Source organism: Grimontia hollisae CIP 101886, assembly GCF_000176515.1.
In the GTDB taxonomy this organism is placed as follows: domain Bacteria; phylum Pseudomonadota; class Gammaproteobacteria; order Enterobacterales; family Vibrionaceae; genus Enterovibrio; species Enterovibrio hollisae.
The window spans coordinates 832,541-851,368 of the sequence record NZ_ADAQ01000011.1 but is presented as its reverse complement, the minus strand read 5'-3'; the positions used below and the strand labels follow the sequence as shown (position 1 = coordinate 851,368).

The window sequence follows — 18,828 nt, the reverse complement described above, 5'->3', positions numbered from 1 at the left end:
CTCCTAAAACGCTTGACGAGGATCACTCGTACAAGTAGCAGCGAACAAAGTGGTTATCGGCCAGTTTGGTGACGCCGGGCAGTGCTTCACGACATTTCTCTGTCGCATGCAGGCAGCGGCCCGCGAATGGGCAACCCACAGAATCAGGAGTCCAAAGCGGGATCTCACCTTTGTTGCCTTCCAGCTCGGTATGGATGGATTTCGACGGATCTGGCACGGCTGACACCAATAGGCGTGTGTATGGGTGCTGGGGACGGTGAATGATATCTTCGCAATCCCCCCACTCCACCATGTGACCGACGTACATCACCGCCAGATCTTCTGCGATATAACGGGCAGTGGCGATGTCGTGCGTGATGTACAGCAGGGCCATTTCTTTCTCGAATTTCATCTCCTCCATCAGGTTCAGAACACCTGCGCGGATAGAGACGTCAAGCATCGAGGTAGGTTCGTCAGCCAAAACAACTTCAGCACCCACAGCAATGTTACGTGCCAGGTTAACGCGCTGGCGCTGGCCGCCGGAAAGCTGGTGGGGATACTTCTGTGCGGTTTCTTTTGGCGGCGTCAGGCCGACCTGATCCAACAGGTCATACACCTGCTCTTCCAATTCCTTCGGGTTACTGCTCGCCTTTTTGTGAATATGCAGCGGGCGGGCAATGTGATGGAAAATAGTATGTGTGGGGTTTAGGGAACCGAATGGGTCTTGCCATACCATTTGAACGCCTTCACGGTAAGACATTAGGTCGTTCTTTTTGGTGATGGTCGCAATATCACGGCCTTTGTACTCGATAGAACCTGCTGTTGGCGCATACATCTTGGCAATCATTTTCGCGGTGGTAGATTTTCCTGAGCCGGATTCACCTACTACCGACAGACCGCGGCTTTTATACAGTTTGAATGACACGTCATTCAGTGCGCGCATCATTGGCTTGTTGAGCGCGTTACTGCTGATCGGGAAGTCCTTTACCAGGTTTTTCCCTTCAACAATCGGTTGGCCTAATTCTTTAGTCATGCTCACTCCTACAAGTCGCGAAAGCCAATTACTTGCCTGTAAACAGGTGGCAGTTGGTGAATCGGTTTGGCTCAATCTGGGTCAGGGTTGTTGCGTCCTTAAAACAGGTATCCTTGGCTTTGCTACAGCGTGTCTGGAAACGGCATCCCTGCGGAATTTCAAGCAGGTTCAATGGGTTACCAGGAATGCCTGAAAGGTGCGTCTTAGGCCCTGTCAGTGGAGGGAATGAACTTGCCAGGCCTTCGGTGTAAGGGTGATACGGGGTTTTCAGGATCTCTTTTGACGGTGCAACTTCAATCAACTGGCCGGCATACATGATGCCGATGCGATCAGTGAACTCGACCATCAAGGATAAATCGTGGGTAATGAACAGAATTGAGAAACCGAACTCTTCTTTTAGCGCATAGATCTTTTGCAGGATCTCACGTTGTACCACCACATCGAGGGCAGTCGTCGGCTCGTCCATGATGATCATCTTCGGATTCAGTGCCAGAGCAATGGCGATCACCAGACGTTGACGCATGCCACCGGAGAACTGGTGCGGGTAATCCGTCAAACGGCTTGGGTGGATATCTACGATTTCCAGTAAACCTTCGGCACGGCGTTTTGCCTGATCACGTGTCATATTGGTATGGCGCATGATTACGTCACAGAACTGCTCTTCCATGGTCAGGACCGGGTTCAGGGCGTTCATGGCAGACTGGAACACCATGGAAACCTCATTCCAGCGGAAGCGGCTCATGCGTTCATCGCTATATCGCATGATGTCTTCACCGTTGAAGAACACTTCACCCCCACTGATGTAGGCAGGCGGCTTGTGAAGGCGCATCAGCGAGAAGGCGACAGTCGATTTGCCACAGCCGGATTCGCCAGCCAGACCAAACACTTCACCTTTGCCAATGTCAAAGCTCACGTTGTCCACTGCGCGAACATCGCCCGCGTCAGTAATGTAGTCAACACATAGGTTGCGGATAGAAAGTTGTGTGTCAGTCATTATTTTTCTCCGCTCAAAACTGTAGTTTGTGGTGCAACGTCAGCCTGTTCGCGGGCTTTCTTTTCTTCCTGCTGGACCTTCTTCCAGCGCTTAAGGCCTTTCTGGGCACGTAGCTGCGGGTTCGCGATTTCATCAACAGCGAAGTTAACCAGTGCCAGTGCAAATGACAGCAGACTCAGGGCCAGGCATGGCGCCAGTACTTCCCACCAGATACCGAGCTGCATGGCAGAAGAGGTACGCACGTTATAGAGCATCGACCCCCAGCTCACGGCATTCGGGCTACCCATGCCGATGAACGACAGCACAGACTCTGTCAAGATGGCGTACATCACTGAACCGATGAAGCTTGCGCCGACCAGGGGGATAAGGTTTGGCAGGATTTCAACAAACAGGATGCGGGGGCGAGATTCGCCCAGGACTTCTGCGGCTTTTACAAATTCTTTTTCACGGATGGCCAGTGTCTGAGAGCGGATTACCCTGGCTCCCCATGCCCAGGAGGTTAAGGCAATGACCAGGGCGATGGTAAGCGGCCCTGCCTGACCGACGAAAGCGGCAACGACCATGACAATGGGAAGCTGTGGCATCACCAACATCACGTTCATCGCACCGGACAACACGTTATCGACACGTCCACCGAAATAACCGGCAGAGATCCCCATGATGGTCGCAACCACACATACAAAGATACCGGCAGTGAAACCGACAAACAGAGAGGTCCGGGCGCCGTGAACCACTTGAGACCAGATATCGCGGCCCAGACGGGTCGTTCCCATTACGTGTTCAGCATCTTTCGAAATGCGAAGACGACGTGGGTTGTCAGCCAGGTTTTCCGCTACCCAGCCATCTGGATTTGCTTGCGCTATCTTTACGACAGCGGCAGGGTACTCATGCGGGTTACCTGTACGTTTTTGTGGATCATACTTCGACAAAAAAGGGGCAAATACTGCTGCGATAATGAACATAAAAATGAGGCTGACACCAACAAGCGCTTTTGGGTTGCCCCGGATAATTGAAAAGATACCGTTCATGATTATTTGCCTCCTTTACGCAGGCGTGGGTCGAGCAATACGATGAGAACATCAGCAATGAAGTTGAAGCACAGCATGACCAGCGTCAGGATAATCAGTAGTCCTTGCAGCACCTGGTAATCGCGACCATTAACGGCGTTCAGCATTGCGGTGCCGAGACCCGGATACTGGAAAATCATTTCAACCACCAGCTGGCCGGCAACCGCCATACCGAGCGCCATAGACAGTGCAGTCACTGTTGGCAGCAGTGCGTTACGTGCGGCGTAGTTGAAAACCACGCGGTTCTCTGTCAGGCCTTTGCCCTTGGCCATGGTGATGTAGTCTTCTGCCAACAGGTTGATCATGTTGTTACGCATGTTGATCAGGAAGCCACCGATTTGGGCGATGGTTGCGCAAAACAGGGGAAGTACAGCGTGGTACATGATACCGGTGTAAGTGTCCCAGCTTGACCAGTCAAGGATGGCACCCTCGGGCATACCGTAAGAAGTCGGGAACCATTTCAGGGTGATACCGAAAACGAAAAGGATCAGCATACCGATAACCACAGGTGGTATTGCCTGCAGCGCCATAAAACCCGGGGAGACAAAAGAGTCGAAGCGGCTCCCGCGACGCCAGGCCGCAAAGATACCCACAACAGAACCGATGCAGAAAGCCATGACGACAGAGGTGCCCGCCAAGAATAGGGTCCAGCCCAGTGACTTCGCGATTAACTCATTCACTGTCATTGGGTAGAAAGTGGTGGAAACACCCAATTCCCAGGTGAAGATGCTTTTTAAGTAAGTCAGGAATTGAATATGGATGGGACCGTCTACAAAGCCGAGCAGCTCTTTCATCGCTGCAATACGCTCAGGAGTGACCTGTACGCTGGCATTGGCAAACATCATGGTCACAGGGTCACCAGGCATGGCGCGTGGCAAAATAAAGTTCAGCGTAATTGCGATAAGCAACGCGCCAAAGTAAAACAGTAATCTATTAAGAAAAAATCCCATAACTCACACCTTACGTGGCACGACAAAGCCGCAACCAAAGAATTAAAGCTCCAAGGTCAAAAGTACCGATTGTCTATCTTTGGAAAGAGGCGGCGCGGGTGCGCCGCCAGATTTAGAGATTAAGATTTAGGCTTCAGATCAAGGATGTGCAGCAGACGCTCATTGATACCTTGCCAAACCATTGGACGGCCTTTTGGATTCTCTGCATCCCACCAGCCAGTGAAGCGTGTTTCGTTGAACTGGTAGGTAGACGCCGCAGACAGTACTGGGATGACGACTTGATTGTCAGACAGGATCTTCTCGATTCTGTGTGCCATCTCCAGTTGCTCAGAGCGATCCGCTGTTGAGTAGAATTTCTCCAGCAGTCTGTCTACTTCCGCGTTCTTGAAGCGGTGCATCGCGAAACGAGGGTTACCTTCTTTCGCCATGAAGCGAGAGTGGAAGCCGGTGTCCCAAGTCTGGTGTGGATCGGGACCTGTGAAGTAGTTAGTCAGCGCGACATCAAACGTACCACCCGCCATCTCTTGGTTGTATACAGAGAAGTCAGGGGTGACGGCTTTCGCTTTGATACCTACATCAGCCAGGTTTTCAGCAGCCAGTTGTGCGGTGTTGTTCCAGTCAGTCCAGCCAGATGGTGTCTGGATAGCCAGTTCAAAGCTCTTACCTGATGGGGTTTCTACGAAACCGTCACCATTGGTGTCTTTAAAGCCTGCTTTCTTCAGAAGCTCTTTAGAGAATTCAACGTTATAGGTGTTGTATTTCTTCGCTGCTTCGTAGGTGTCTTTGTCTGACCAGCTTTGGTACAGCTCAGCAAGGCCTGCAGCAGAGTGGTTTTGAGAGCCGGCACCGTAGAATGCGATGTCAATGATGGATTGACGGTCGATAGCGGTGGACATTGCGCGACGGAAGTCAAGGTTAGTCAAGGCTTCGTTTTTCGCTGCATCTGGGTGTTCGAAGTTAACCAGCAGGTTAACCGCACTACCTACAGGCGCTGGCCAGTACTTGTGGTTTTTGTTCACAGAGGCGTAAACCGCATCGATGTCTGGGATGAACGATGACGTCCAGTCCAGCTCAGAAGCAACAATCTTAGACAGCAAACCGTCGTTGTTGTTGATCAGAGGCATGCGCAGGCAGTCGATTGCGATGCTGTCCGCGTCCCAGTAATTTGGGTTTTCACACTGAACGTACAGGTTACTGGTAAACGTGTCGATTTCGGTGAACGGGCCAGAACCTACAGGGTTTTCGTTTGCGAAAGCCTCAGGCTTGTCAATCTTGCTCCAGATGTGCTTAGGAACAGGATGCGTTTGAACCAGTTTGAAAGGTGCAGAAGAGTTCGCTTCTTTCAGGGAAATTTCAACGCTGTTGCCTTTCACTTTAACGTCAGTGATCAGAGCTGCGTTACCCGCCAGGTCAAGTGCTGAGTTTTCGCGGATCAGGTTGTAAGTGAAGGCCACGTCTTCTGCAGTGAAAGGTGTGCCGTCAGACCACTTCACACCGTCACGGATTTCGAAGGTCACTTTTTTCAGGTCATCTGAAATGGTGTAGTCCTTCGCCAGACGCATAACAGGTGTATTGCCGTCCAGCTGGTTGAAGATAACCAGTGGCTCGTAAACAAAGTCCAGAGTCGTCTTCAGGTTGTTCTGCAGGAACGGGTTGAAGTTACGGGTAAGCTGTGGGTAGAAGTCAGGTACAATAGTCAGTTCAGTTCTTTCTGCAGCGCTGACAACCGGTGCTGTCAGTACCGACGCTGCGGCCGCAACGACGGCTACTGCAAGTTTTGTTTTCTTAAGATTGGCAAGCATAGCTGTTCCTTACTAGTTGCTTTGTTCCACTTGGTTCTGACCGTTAATCAATGAGGTCAGGCCGGAACCCGCTATGAATAAACAGACAAGTGATCCTGTGTATTCACATGGCCGTGCAGGCTCAGTGCAATGTAAGGAAACTCCGGTTCCACTTTGGGGTCAATTCGGTCGCCCGTCAAAACCGTTAAATATAAAAACAGAGGCGTCAAAAACGTCAATATTAACGTTTTTAACACCACATGTTGCTTATTGATGCAGATCAAAAAACACACGTTATCAATGCGCTGCAATAGATAATGTTAGTGCTTACTTTCATTTTTCGCCTTTCAATGTAAAGGGCTAATTGAGGGTTGATGTTTGGGTGATCTCGATCGCTGTTTGTTTTCTCCGTTAATTTTTTGCTGAAAATTTGAGGCGTGAGTTTGTTGTGATTCTGTTCTCATAAACAGAAAATCAATCTGAACACGTTTGAAGATGGTTAAAAATGGTGCAGTTTTTCCGGTGGAAAGAGCAGGTGACCTGGCAGGAGTAAGAGCAAGCATATGTTGAATTTCATGCAAAAAAATAAGTGGATAATCGTGCCCTAAAGCAGCGCTATAAACGGAGTGGGGAATGTGGCAAGGTAAAGTGTGTTAATACCTTCAGGGAAGATAAAACTGCCCCCTGAAAGGGGCAGTGAGGGCTAGCGGGCAATCAGTTTTTGGAGACGCTCCCTGAGTATTTCGAGTTCGCTTCGCTCTTTGTTCTTATCGCTGCAGCGTTCCAACACAAAGTCAATCGTGCTGATCACCGTGCGCCAGCGCGGGGATTTGGGTACTGTCTCGACGTGCAGGTATTTATCCAGTGTCCGGGTTTGTAGGGTGCTTCGGTCCAGATACACACGCCACAAGCCGCTTTCTTCTGCAAGATCAAACTTGGTCTTTCCGGTTGAGTGGCTCCAGTAGCTCAGTGTCATGGTCATGACCTTTACTAAGGTTTCACGCAGTATACTGGCTTTGTCCGGCTTGTTACCTGAGAAACGGTCTGCCATACGGGTAAACTCCCCACCCAGTTCCCTGAGTTGTTGCAGTTTCTCCAGATCGCCGTCATAAGCATAATCGGCAAGGGCTGATACCGCATTCTCCAGCAGGTGTACCCGGTGTGATGAGGCTTTTTTACCGGTGTTCAGGATAAGCATCATCTGCAGGCCTGATGACTCTGGCAACGTGATGAGATCGGTCTCAATATTGACAATGTCGCCTTCTACCTTGAACCTGAACTGACCACTGTAATGACCCCGGCTTGCTTCTGGCTCAGGTAGTGCCATGGCGAGGAAATCATCCAACTGGTGGCGCTCAATCTGTTCAGCGCTTAAATGGAAAATCTCACTGCAGGCATCGTTGGCATAGGTTATACGGCCTCCTTCCTGAACGCAGATAATGCCTTCAGAGGCTGCATCTAGCATGCCGAGCAGACGGTTTTGTACTTCCCGGAGTCCCGCTTCCACTTGCTCCCTGAAATGGATTTCTTTCTGTAGAGCACGGTTTTGTGCCCGTTCCTGTTCAGTCAGAGAGGCATTGATATACGCACGGATGCGGGCACTGAGCTCATCTTTATTAAATGGCTTGGTCAGGTAATCATTCGCCCCGGCATCAAACCCTTTCACTTTGTCCTGAACCTGTCCCAGTGCGGAAAGCATGATGATCGGCAGCTCTGCCCGGCTATAGCGTTCACGAAGGTGAGTACATACTTCATAGCCGCTGAGTTCTGGCATCATCACATCGAGCAGCATCAGCGCTGGCTTTTCCATGGTGACTGACTCAATCGCTTGCCGACCATTTTCTACGGCCTTGACACGATACCCTTCCAGACGCAGGAAGTTGTTGAGAATTTGCAGGTTCACTGGTTCATCGTCGACAACCAGAATAAGGGGGCCGTCCGGATTTTCCGGCAACTGGGTGTAATCAACCGGCTCAAGCTCGGCATGTGGGGCAGCAAAGTGCACGTTGTTGGCAAGACGTGTTTTTGCTTTATCTTCTTCGGTGGCTAGGGGCAAGGTGAAGCTGAATGTTGTGCCGACCATAGGCTGGCTGGAGACATACAACTGGCCGCCCATGATATCAATCAATTGACGACTGATTGAAAGGCCGAGTCCGGCGCCCTGGCGATACTGGGTGTTGGATTCTCTGGCCTGCGTCAGTGGTTCAAAGATGTATTCCAACTGATCGGAAGGAATGCCCTGACCGGTATCCACCACCTGGATCCGTAACTGCCCTTGCAGTACCGTCGCGGAAATGATGATTTTCCCTTCGTCAGTATACTTAATGGCATTGCCTATCAGGTTGTAAAGCACTTGTTCGAGCCGCTGTCCATCAGCCCTGACAAGTGGCAGGTCAATGGGAACCTGGTTGATGATGCGTACCGGTTTTCCGCCCAACAGGCGGCTGGAAAGTTCAATCACCAGACGTACGGCATTGGCAGTGTCAACGGCTTGTGGGGAGATCTCCACATCGCCATAGCGCATCTTATGGTAATCGAGCAGATCATCTACCAGGTTAGACAGGCGTTCACCGCTGTTGATGATCATACGAAGCTGGTGCTTCTGGCGCTCCGGTAGTGGCCCTTCAGCCCCGGCAAGCATCGATTCAGCAATCCCTACCATGCCGTGAAGCGGTGTGCGAAGCTCATGGGATGTAGTGGCAAGGAAGTCATCCTTCATTCGATCTGCTTGCTGTAACTCTTCATTCTTTTGCTTGATAAGCTGAATGTTTTGCTCAAGCTCCTTATTTTGCTCGCGAATAAGCGCCAGTTTGTCACGTACTGAGCGCTGCATACGGGCAAAGCTGACCGCAAGCCGGCCAATTTCATCTTCACGATCGGTATTGTTTATCTTCTGGTCCAGATCGCCTGCTGAGACTTGCTCTGCAGCCCAGGTGAGCTTCAACAGTGGTGCGGTAATAGAATGAGACAGAAGGTGTGAGCCGATGACGACCAGTAAGATAGCGATCACCATGACGACCACAAAAATTTTTTCCAGCTGATAGATGCGGGCGAATGCCTCCTCTTCCGGTAATTCGAGAATAAGTGCCCAGGTTTTATCCTGTATCTGAACCGGTGCGTAAGCGCCGAGTACACGCTCATTGTTGGGGCTGAGGAAACTGCCGACATCACGAAGCCCGGATAGCGCCGCTTCAATGGCGTTGCTATTGATTGGGGTGAGCCTTTCTGTGCTGACAATATTTCGCGGGATCATGTCGCTTCCCACCAGGAGGGTGCTGATATACCCCTTTTCCTGCGGGGACGTTTTTAGCATCTTATCCAGTGTTGTATTTGTCAGCCGGAACAACACATAGCTGTGTAGATATCCCTGCTGGATGATGGGGGCAGCAAACCAGGCCACCATCTCGCCGTTTTCCTGCTGGGAAAAATCGCTGAAAACGATAGGCATATCGTCGTCATCAACCAACGGGGTATTGGCAATATCATGGAGTTCAGCAAAGGTTTTGCCGATGGCGGTATCACGCCATTGTTCAGACAACAGGTTGGCGGCAAACACATCATCTTTCAATGCGGAATACGCCACATTGCCGTGGATATCGACAAGCAGGATGTCAGAAAAATCCGAACGCTTCAGGTGCTCCTTGTAGGCCCAGTCATAGCGTTTGTGAAGCAGGCGATAGCGTTCGCTACCAATGAAGTTGGCATCTTGGGGTGTTTGGGCCTGGTTCTGGGGTGGGGAAACCGCGTATCGTTCACGTGCCGCTTTGCGTGCTTCTTTTTCCGTATCGCCAAGCTGATGGAAAGCGGCGATCAAACCATAAAAACGGCCACCGCTGGCAGTAGCCAGTTCAGAACGGCTGAAGGATTTTACTTCGGACTGACGCGCCGCAAAATAACTGATGATTTGCTCTTTCTTATTGTCACGAAGGAAGGAAAGGTGCGTGGTGCTCTGTTGTTCGAGATCGCTGCTGTGAGATTCCAAAAAGAAGATCGCCAGCAGGGTGAGAGGCGTAATACTCAGCACCAGAAAAGCGAGCATCAGCGTGTGCTTCAATCGCTTGAATTTCTGTTTTTTTTGCATGTTTCTGCCTGACAAATGAAAAGGCGCTATAAGTCAGCCGGGCTTGTGGAAATTGACGACGGGAGGACGACAGCGCATCTGTATGAAAGAAATCGATCTTTTGTCCTTATACTGGCTTAATTTTTGTTGGCAAGTAAGTCAATAATGAACTTCGTGTCAGTGCGCAAAATTAACGTTTTTAACGAGGGTGTATAGGTTTCTTCAAGAAGGGAGCCTTCCAGCTCCCCTCCGATTTAGCCGTTTTTAACAGCATGATAAATAGTGAATTTGTGGTTTTTCGCGGGTGTATGACAGTGTCCGAATGCGCTTTCGATAAAGGGCGGATAACGAAGGAAGCGATTAGCCACAATCATCAGTTGCCCCTGGGGATGTAAATGCGCTGGGGCTTCGCTCAGGAAGGTTTCTGTTGCCGCATAATGGGTTTTCAACCCGGCATGAAACGGTGGGTTGCTGACGATGTTATTAAACGGGGTGTTAATGTCACTGTATACATCGGAAGCGAAAACCTCGCCATCAAGGTGGTTAAAACGCAGTGTTTCCCGGGCGGAAGCGACAGCCAGGGCGCTGATATCGACCAAGGTGATATGGGTCTCCGGATAGCGTTGTTTGATGACGGCGCCAATCACACCTGCGCCGCAGCCAAAATCCAGCACACTGCCGGTCAATGTTGGCAGCGTATTTAGTAACAGTTGAGTTCCTTCATCCAATTCACCGTGACTGAAAACACCCGGTAACGAGCGGATAGTCAGTGATTGCTCACCCACATTCAACGGATAACTCTTATACCAGTCGTCCAGGGAGAAGGGAGCGGGTTCATTGTCGCATTGCCCCCAATAGAAGCTGCAACGGCGGGCGGAATCGAACTTGGTAACCTTGCCATAGGGAGCAAAAATTTTCTCGATGCTTTTTACGCCACTGCGGTTTTCGCCGACCACGACAATTTCAGTGCCTTTACCGAGGGCGGCCATCAACATCGCCAACAGGAACTCAGCTTCAGCTTTGGCTTTCGGCCAGTACAGCATCACCATATCAACGTGAGGTAATGCCTGATAGACCTCACCAAACTGGACAGCAATGCCGTCAAAGCGGCGCATCTGGTTAGCGTATGCCAGATTGGTGGTAAAAATGCTGACACTTTCTGCCGTACCCAACAATTCTGTCGCAAAAGTATCTTCCAGCTCGCCGGCAAGCAGTACATGTTTGCCTTCAAAGTAGGCGAGTTGACGGGCCGCGATTTGACTGGGGGCAGTGTAGGGCATGAATACCTCTGGCTATAAAACTAAGAGGCGCGGATTCTCCCACAAACCGGGGTGGGAGGGAATACAGCTGCGCCATTGCGGTCAGGAGTTGTCCTGCTTCTCCAAAAAGCTGTGGAATTCAGTTTCGTACATACGGAACAGCACCAGCGTCAGTGAGAAGATAATTGGCCCATAAATCAATCCCATCAGGCCATAAACATGAAGGCCTCCAATTAAGGAGAAGAAAATCAGCAGGGTATTCATGCCCGAATTACCCTGCATCAGAAGCGGACGCAGGAGATTATCAATTGAGCCAACAACAATCACACCCCAGCCGGCCAGAAACGCTGCCCATTCCCACTGGCCAATCAAGAACAGGTAGGTGGCAGCCGGGACCCAGATAAGCGCGGTGCCAACGACGGGAATAAAAGAGGCAAATGCCATCATGGTGCCCCAGAAAAGGCCGGCAAAGCCTGCCAGCCACATGGCAAAGCCCCCGACAAGCCCCTGTGCCAATGCGGTGAGAAAAGAACCCAGCACAGCAGACTTGGCGACCTTTTCTGCTTCATCCAGCAGGGTATCTTCCTGGCTGCGGGAAAGCGGACTGACATGGCGCAATGTGTTGATGATCTTTTCATGGTCGCGTAACAGGAAAAAGAGTACAAACAACATCAACAGGAAGTTGACGAAGACACCGGTTACATCGCCCAGGATCTTTGAACTCATGCCTATCATCTGTGAACTGAGAGCCGAAACGGTGGAGGCGGCTTTGGCGACCAGCTCCTGCGGATTAATAGATTCCGTGGGCAGCCATTTGTCTACCAGAGCCAGTACGGATTTGACCCAAGGCGCATCGAGTATTGCCTTGGCGCCTCCTTGTGTCAGCCATTCGTAGGCACCAGTGAAAAATGTCACCCCCTGGCCCAGGATAGCGGCGGCAACGAAAATCATCGGGATGATAATCATCACCGTCAGCAAGATGCAGGAGAGGGCGGCGGCAACGTTGGGGTGTGAGGGCAGTTTCTGCTCAATGCGGTCATGCAAGGGGAAAAACAACAAGGAGACGATGAAGGCCAGCACAATCGAGCCTATGTAGGGGGCGATCAACATATAGCAGGCATAAGCGGCCAGGGCTAATGCGCCAATCAGTATCCAGTGTCTCGGTTCGGCTTTGAATGATGCCACAGCTCAGCTCCTCAGTTTCTCGCTAAAAGGTCTGGAGAACAGTGTAGTGTGACGCTTATGATACGTTGTGACGATTCAACGAGAAAGGATAAAAATCATGCCGTGTTGTGATGGCAACTGTGAGCCTAAAAAACGACGCAGGGTGAGCCTGCCGTTGTTATGCCTTGCGGTAATTGTTGTGCTGGTGGCGTTGAACTGGCAATAAAAAACGGAGCCGGGGCTCCGTTTTCCTACACCTTTAAGGTTTATTCTGCTGCCAGTCTGGCAAACGCGCGGTCTGCCGCAGCCAGCGTTGCTTCCAGCTCTTTTTCACCGTGGGCCAGTGATGTAAAGCTGGCTTCAAAGGCCGATGGCGCAAGATACACGCCTTCTTCCAGCATCAGGTGGAAGAAACGTTTGAACTTTTCAATATCACACTGCTGCACGTCAGCAAAACAGGTGATACGCGCTTTGTCGGTAAAGAAGAAACCGAACATGCCGCCGACCTGGTTGGTGGTCAGGGCAACGCCGTGTTTGTCTGCTGCGGCTTTGAAGCCCTCAGCCAGGCGTTTGGTCAGCTCTGCCAGACGTGCTTCATTGCCTTCTTTGGCAAGTTCAGTCAGTGCCGCTTCACCGGCAGCCATGGCAACAGGATTGCCTGACAGCGTACCCGCCTGGTAAACCGGGCCTGTTGGCGCAATGTATTCCATCACATCACGGCGGCCACCAAAGGCACCGACCGGCATACCACCACCGATAACTTTACCCAGCGTCGTGAGATCCGGCTTGATGTTGTAATGTGCCTGCGCGCCGCCCAGTGCAACACGGAAGCCTGTCATCACCTCATCAAAAATCAGCAGCGCACCAAATTCATCACACAGTGCGCGAAGCCCTTCAAGGAAACCTTCCTGTGGCGGGATACAGTTCATATTGCCCGCTACCGGCTCAACGATAATGCACGCGATCTCTTCTGGATACTGCTCGAAAGCCGCACGGACAGACGCGAGATCGTTGAAGGTGCAGGTCAGGGTGTGTTTGGCAAAATCAGCAGGGACACCCGGAGATGTCGGTTCACCCAGCGTCAGGGCTCCAGAGCCCGCTTTCACCAGTAGGCAGTCCGCATGGCCGTGATAGCAACCTTCAAATTTGATGAATTTGTCGCGGCGGGTAAAACCACGTGCCAGACGGATAGCGCTCATGGTGGCTTCAGTCCCAGAGCTTACCATGCGTACCATTTCCATCGACGGCACCAGCTTGCTGACCAGTTCTGCCAGGGTAATTTCGCGCGCGGTCGGAGCGCCAAAACTCAGGCCGTTTTCCGCTGCTGCAATCACAGCATCACGGATGCTTGGATGATTATGACCCAGAATCATCGGGCCCCACGAGCCGACATAGTCGATATAAGCTTTGCCGTCGGCATCGTAAATGTAAGCGCCGTCAGCACGCTCGATAAAAATAGGGTCGCCCCCTACACCAGCAAAAGCGCGAACCGGGGAGTTCACACCACCAGGGATGGTTTTTCGGGCTTGTTGAAATAGCTCGGCTGATTTTGTCATGGTTCTTTCCTAGGGCCTGTTGACCTTGGGCCATTGATTATGAATTCACGGTTGTTACGTATTGTACGGGATACGTTTACTGGGTGCGAGATAGATGATGAGGTAGGCATCACATCCGCCCCAAACATGGTGTATATTGCGGGTTAAATTTCCATTTGATGACCAATACTTGAACGTTTTAGTCAGGTACTGGATAATGCAATCAAATAAAAAGACGTTTTGTGAGGTAGAAATGAGCGATACCACGTTGCCGTTGCAGTTTACTGAGACCGCGGCGAATAAGGTAAAAACGCTGATCCAGGAAGAGGAAAACCCGAACCTGAAGCTGCGTGTGTATATCACCGGCGGCGGCTGCAGTGGCTTCCAATATGGTTTTACGTTTGATGAAAACGTAAACGATGGCGACATGACCATTGAAAAATGTGGCGTTACTCTAGTGGTTGACCCAATGAGCCTGCAATATTTGATTGGTGGTGAAGTCGATTACACCGAAGGGTTAGAAGGTTCACGTTTCTTCGTCAATAACCCGAATGCAACCACGACTTGTGGTTGTGGCGCATCTTTCAGCGTATAAACTGTATAACACGTACAAACATCCGGTGCACTTTGACGCCGGATAGTCATCAAACGGGCTTGATGGATATGTGCCCGTTTTCTTCTCACTGCAGTAACCACGTCAGGATGAATTACTATGGCGAATGCAGGCACGAAAACGTCTTTTCTATCCCAGCGTCCCTGGATCATTTCCCTTGTGCTATTGTGCGCCCTGCTGTTTTGGGTAGGTACAGGACACAGCGATGATGGCCCGCCACCGGCAAGCAAAGAGACAGTTACTCCTCTCACTAAAGTGTCGGTCGAAACCTTTTTTTCTGAGCCTGTTACGCGCTCGATTTCATTATATGGCCGTACCGAACCTGACCGGGATGCCACCATTTCTGCCGAAGCATCAGGGCGGGTTATCAAGGTGAGTGTCAGGAAAGGTGCGGCAGTGAAAAAGGGCGATCTGCTGATTTTTATCGACAAAGGGGATCGTGAAGCCCAGATTAAGCGCGCGAAAGCCCTGTTGCAGGTTCGCCAAAAAGAATACAACGCAGCCAGTTCTTTGAGTCAAAAAGGTCTGCAGGGTGAAGTGGCCTTCTCGCAGGCACAAGCTAATCTGGCTGAGGCTCGGGCGACGGTGGAAAACCTTGAACTGGCGCTGTCGAACACGGCAGTCCGTGCACCGTTTGATGGCATCGTGGATGATATGACTGTGGAAGTGGGCGATTATCTGGGGGTTGGCGACCCGGTTGCAACATTGCTTGACCTCGATCCCCTGATCGTGACCGCAGATGTCAGTGAGCGCCATATCCGCAATATTGATGCATCGCTGCCAGCCAAGGTGTTGCTCGTTGATGGCACCGCAAAAGAAGGGCGTCTGCGTTATCAGTCGAGTATCTCATCGCCGGAGACCCATACCTTCACGATTGAGCTGGAAATTCCTAACCCAGACCAAACCCTGCCAGCGGGGATCAGTGCCGAAGTGGATTTGGCACTGGAGCAAAAACGTGCCGTCAAACTTAGCCCATCCATGCTGGCGCTCGATGAAAAAGGGAACCTTGGTGTGAAAACCCTGCGGGAAAGCAACGTTGCCTTTGTGCCTGCCAATGTGGTGAAAGCTGAGCAAAACGGTGTCTGGTTATCTGGGTTGGGGGATGAGGTAGATATAATCACCAAAGGACAAGGTTTCGTGCGCGATGGTGATGCCGTCGATGTGGTGCGCCAGTCCCCAGCACAGTACACGATAACAGGAGCATCAGATGAGAAACTTGATTGATGCTTCACTGGCACGCACACGCACCATGATCACTCTGTTGCTGGTGCTTCTGGTCGCAGGCTTTTATACCTATCAAACCATTCCTAAAGAATCTGATCCTGACATCACCATTCCAGTTATCTACGTTTCTGTCAGCCATGAAGGGATTTCCCCAGAAGATGCAGAACGTCTTCTGGTGCGTCCTGTTGAGCAAGAACTTCGGTCTATTGAAGGCATTAAGGAGATGACAGCCATCGCTTCGGAAGGGCATGCGTCTGTCACCCTGGAGTTCAATGTCGGTGTCGATCTGGATGAAGCGATGGCGGATGTGCGTGAAGCCGTGGATTTGGTCAAACCGCGTCTGCCGGATGACAGCGACGAGCCGACGGTGAATGAAGTCACTTTCGCCAACATGCAGCCGGTACTTTCTATTGCCCTGTATGGTGATGTCTCCGAGCGGGCGATTGTCAACGTGGCCCGTGAGCTTCAAGAGAAGCTTGAGGGCTTCAAACAGATTCTAGAAGTCGATATTGCCGGCGACCGGGAGGATGTGGTCGAGATCATTGTCGAGCCACTGCTGCTCGAAAGCTATGGCCTTGACCAGCAAGATATCTTCAACCTGATTTCAAGGAATAACCGTGTTGTCGCCGCCGGTTATGTTGATACCGGCTATGGACGCTTTTCAGTTAAAGTGCCATCGGTATTTGAAACCGCCAAGGATATCCTGACTCTGCCGATTAAAATTGATGGCAATCAGGTGGTGACGTTTGGCGATGTTGCCAAGGTGCGCCGTGCATTCAAGGATCCCGAAAGCTTTGCCCGACTGGATGGCAAGCCTGCCGTGGTGCTGGATGTCAAAAAACGCGCTGGTGAGAATATTATTGAAACCGTTGAGCTTGCCAAAGCGGTGATGGAAGAAGCGCGGGCATCATCGCTTTGGCCCGCCGCTCTCCAGGTCAAATACACCTGGGATGGTTCTGACGATGTGCGCTCGATGTTGACCGATCTTCAAAACAACATCCTGTCCGCTATCCTGCTGGTGGTGATCGTTATTATCGCTATTCTGGGGGCCCGCACGGCGCTGTTGGTCGGGGTATCGATTCCGGGTTCTTTCCTGACAGGGTTGGTGGTGCTCGCGCTGAGTGGCCTGACGGTAAATATAGTTGTGTTGTTCTCGCTAATTATGGCGGTGGGCCTTCTGGTGGACGGCGCGATTGTCGTCACGGAATATGCCGATCGCCGGATGCGGGAAGGCGTCGATCGTAAAATGGCATACCGCGAAGCAGCACACCGGATGGCATGGCCAATCATTGCTTCAACGGCGACAACGCTTGCAGCCTTTGCCCCGCTTCTGTTTTGGCCGGGGATCACCGGTGAGTTTATGGGATATATGCCGCTGACACTGATCGCTACGCTGTCAGCGTCACTGGCGATGGCACTGCTGTTTGTGCCAGTGCTGGGCAGCATGATGGGTAGGCCCTTGCCGCTGACTGCAGAACAACAGGCTCGCACCTATGCGCTTGAACAAGGTGACTTCTCCCAGGCCCGCGGTATTACCAGGGCATACATAAAAACACTGTCGGTCGCGATCAGACACCCGATCAAAATCCTCATTGCTGCCTTGATTGTGGCGGGTGGCGTCTTCTTTGCTTACGGCAAGTCCGGATTAGGCTCTGAATTCTTCCCGGACGTCGACCCGCCGTTTTTCAATATCAAAGTCCGCTCACACGGCGATTTATCCATCTTCGAAAAAGACGCGCTGATGAAAGAAGTAGAGCAGCGTGTGATGGGTATGGACGAAATCGAAAGTGTCTATACCAAAACCGGCGGGCAGGATGAGATTGGCATCATCCAGATGAAGCCGGTGGACTGGCAACAGCGGCGTAAGGTGAAAGAGATCATTGAAGAGTTGCGTGATAAAACCGCCGATCTTGCCGGTCTGGAGCTGGAATTCAAAAAGCCGGATGCCGGACCACCCAGTGATCATGACTTGTCGATTGAAGTCAGTGCGGCTGACAACAGCTTGATTGCGCCTGCCGCCAAACAGATCCGTGCCTTGCTTGAGCAGGATCCTGCATTCACCAACTACAGTGATACCCTGACCAAACCGGGGATTGACTGGGCCATTGATATTGATCGTGAAGATGCCGCCCGTTTTGGTGCCGATGCCCTGTTGGTGGGAAATACCGTCCAGTTCGTGACTAATGGCCTCAAGATTGGCGACTATCTGCCAGATGATGCTAACGAAGAAGTCGATATTCTGGTGCGGTACCCCGAAGAAAAACGTGATATTGGCCGTTTTGATGAACTGAGGGTGAAAACACCATACGGATTGGTGCCTATCACCAACTTTGCCCGGATCAAGCCAGAGCCAAAGCAGGGCAACATTGACCGCGTTGATGGACGTCGGGTGATCAAGGTAATGGCAGACATGGCGGAAGGTTACAACCTCAGTCTCTCCTTACCGGGCCTGAACGAGAAGATTGAAGCGCTGGGCTTGCCACCGGAAGTGATCATTACTCTGCGTGGCCAGAACGAAGCGCAGGATGAGAGTTCAGCGTTTTTGGTGACCGCCTTTATAGCGGCACTGGCAGCGATGGCATTGATCCTTATCACCCAATTCAACAGCTTCTATCAGGCATTTTTGATCCTGAGTGCTGTGCTGTTCTCCACGGTCGGCGTTTTCCTTGGCCTTCTGATCTTCCAGCGCCCGTTTGGCGTGATCATGTCCGGAGTCGGTGTGATTACACTGGCGGGGATTGTGGTAAACAATAATATTGTGTTGATTGATACTTACAATGTGTTGCGCCGCCGTGGACTGGAAAAAGTCGATGCTATCTTGCGTACTGGGGCTCAGCGTCTGCGTCCGGTACTGCTGACGACGGTAACGACGGTTCTTGGTCTGATGCCCATGGTGCTTGAGATGAACGTCGATTTGGTTAACCGTGGCGTCGAATTTGGTGCGCCAAGTACCCAGTGGTGGTCGCAACTTGCGACGGCTGTTGCTGGTGGTCTTACCTTTTCTACCTTGCTGACCTTGGTGCTGACACCGTGTCTTTTGATGCTGGCGAGAGAGCCTAAAGGAGCAAGTAAAAAAGACAAGCAGGGCAACTGGCAAGTGGAAGAGAGGGAAAGCGATTTCCCAATGCCGCTACGGGACGTTGATCCTCAGTTCTGAGGTTGCTATGCA

At 51.4% G+C, this 18,828-nt stretch carries 12 protein-coding genes; 3 read left to right on the top strand and 9 right to left on the bottom strand.

The window, feature by feature from the left end; genetic code table 11:
* Positions 1-22: 22 nt before the first annotated feature.
* The 9 genes from VHA_RS10095 to hemL all read right to left on the bottom strand — a co-directional run bounded on the left by VHA_RS10095 (position 23) and on the right by hemL (position 13,843).
* Positions 23-1,012, bottom strand: coding sequence for an ABC transporter ATP-binding protein (locus VHA_RS10095; protein WP_005503963.1), 990 nt, complete (start codon positions 1,010-1,012; stop codon positions 23-25).
* Between the two features lie 28 nt (positions 1,013-1,040).
* The gene (locus tag VHA_RS10090) at positions 1,041-2,006 is read right to left on the bottom strand and encodes an ABC transporter ATP-binding protein (RefSeq protein WP_005503960.1); all 966 of its coding nucleotides are present in this window, start codon (positions 2,004-2,006) and stop codon (positions 1,041-1,043) included.
* Positions 2,006-3,034 carry an ABC transporter permease gene (locus VHA_RS10085; RefSeq protein ID WP_005503959.1) on the bottom strand — a complete coding sequence of 343 codons (1,029 nt, stop codon included), beginning with the start codon at positions 3,032-3,034 and terminating at the stop codon, positions 2,006-2,008. The genes VHA_RS10090 and VHA_RS10085 overlap by 1 nt, the downstream gene beginning before the upstream one ends.
* A 2-nt stretch (positions 3,035-3,036) precedes the next feature.
* A complete protein-coding gene (locus VHA_RS10080; protein ID WP_005503958.1) occupies positions 3,037-4,023 on the bottom strand; it encodes an ABC transporter permease in 987 nt (328 codons plus the stop codon).
* Between the two features lie 119 nt (positions 4,024-4,142).
* Positions 4,143-5,825, bottom strand: a complete 1,683-nt coding sequence (locus VHA_RS10075; protein ID WP_005503957.1) for an ABC transporter substrate-binding protein — start codon at positions 5,823-5,825, stop codon at positions 4,143-4,145.
* Between the two features lie 682 nt (positions 5,826-6,507).
* Positions 6,508-9,885 (bottom strand): hybrid sensor histidine kinase/response regulator, encoded by a 3,378-nt coding sequence (locus tag VHA_RS10065; RefSeq protein ID WP_005503956.1) that lies wholly within the window; start codon positions 9,883-9,885, stop codon positions 6,508-6,510.
* A gap of 233 nt (positions 9,886-10,118) precedes the next feature.
* Complete coding sequence (rsmC, locus tag VHA_RS10060; RefSeq protein WP_005503955.1) at positions 10,119-11,144, bottom strand: 16S rRNA (guanine(1207)-N(2))-methyltransferase RsmC; 1,026 nt, start codon at positions 11,142-11,144, stop codon at positions 10,119-10,121.
* Positions 11,145-11,225: 81 nt separating this feature from the next.
* Positions 11,226-12,308 (bottom strand): AI-2E family transporter, encoded by a 1,083-nt coding sequence (locus tag VHA_RS10055; protein WP_005503954.1) that lies wholly within the window; start codon positions 12,306-12,308, stop codon positions 11,226-11,228.
* 245 nt (positions 12,309-12,553) lie between these two features.
* Positions 12,554-13,843, bottom strand: coding sequence for a glutamate-1-semialdehyde 2,1-aminomutase (gene hemL, locus VHA_RS10050; protein WP_005503952.1), 1,290 nt, complete (start codon positions 13,841-13,843; stop codon positions 12,554-12,556).
* A 232-nt stretch (positions 13,844-14,075) separates the two neighbouring features.
* On the opposite strand from hemL, the gene erpA reads away from it, so the two are divergent.
* The 3 genes from erpA (at position 14,076) to VHA_RS10035 (ending at position 18,816) form a co-directional block, all read left to right on the top strand.
* Positions 14,076-14,417, top strand: a complete 342-nt coding sequence (gene erpA, locus VHA_RS10045; RefSeq protein ID WP_040528752.1) for an iron-sulfur cluster insertion protein ErpA — start codon at positions 14,076-14,078, stop codon at positions 14,415-14,417.
* A gap of 117 nt (positions 14,418-14,534) precedes the next feature.
* Positions 14,535-15,659, top strand: a complete 1,125-nt coding sequence (locus VHA_RS10040) for an efflux RND transporter periplasmic adaptor subunit (protein ID WP_050778538.1) — start codon at positions 14,535-14,537, stop codon at positions 15,657-15,659.
* Positions 15,643-18,816 (top strand): efflux RND transporter permease subunit, encoded by a 3,174-nt coding sequence (locus VHA_RS10035; protein WP_005503949.1) that lies wholly within the window; start codon positions 15,643-15,645, stop codon positions 18,814-18,816. Before VHA_RS10040 ends, VHA_RS10035 begins: the two co-directional genes overlap by 17 nt.
* The last annotated feature ends 12 nt before the right edge of the window (positions 18,817-18,828 follow it).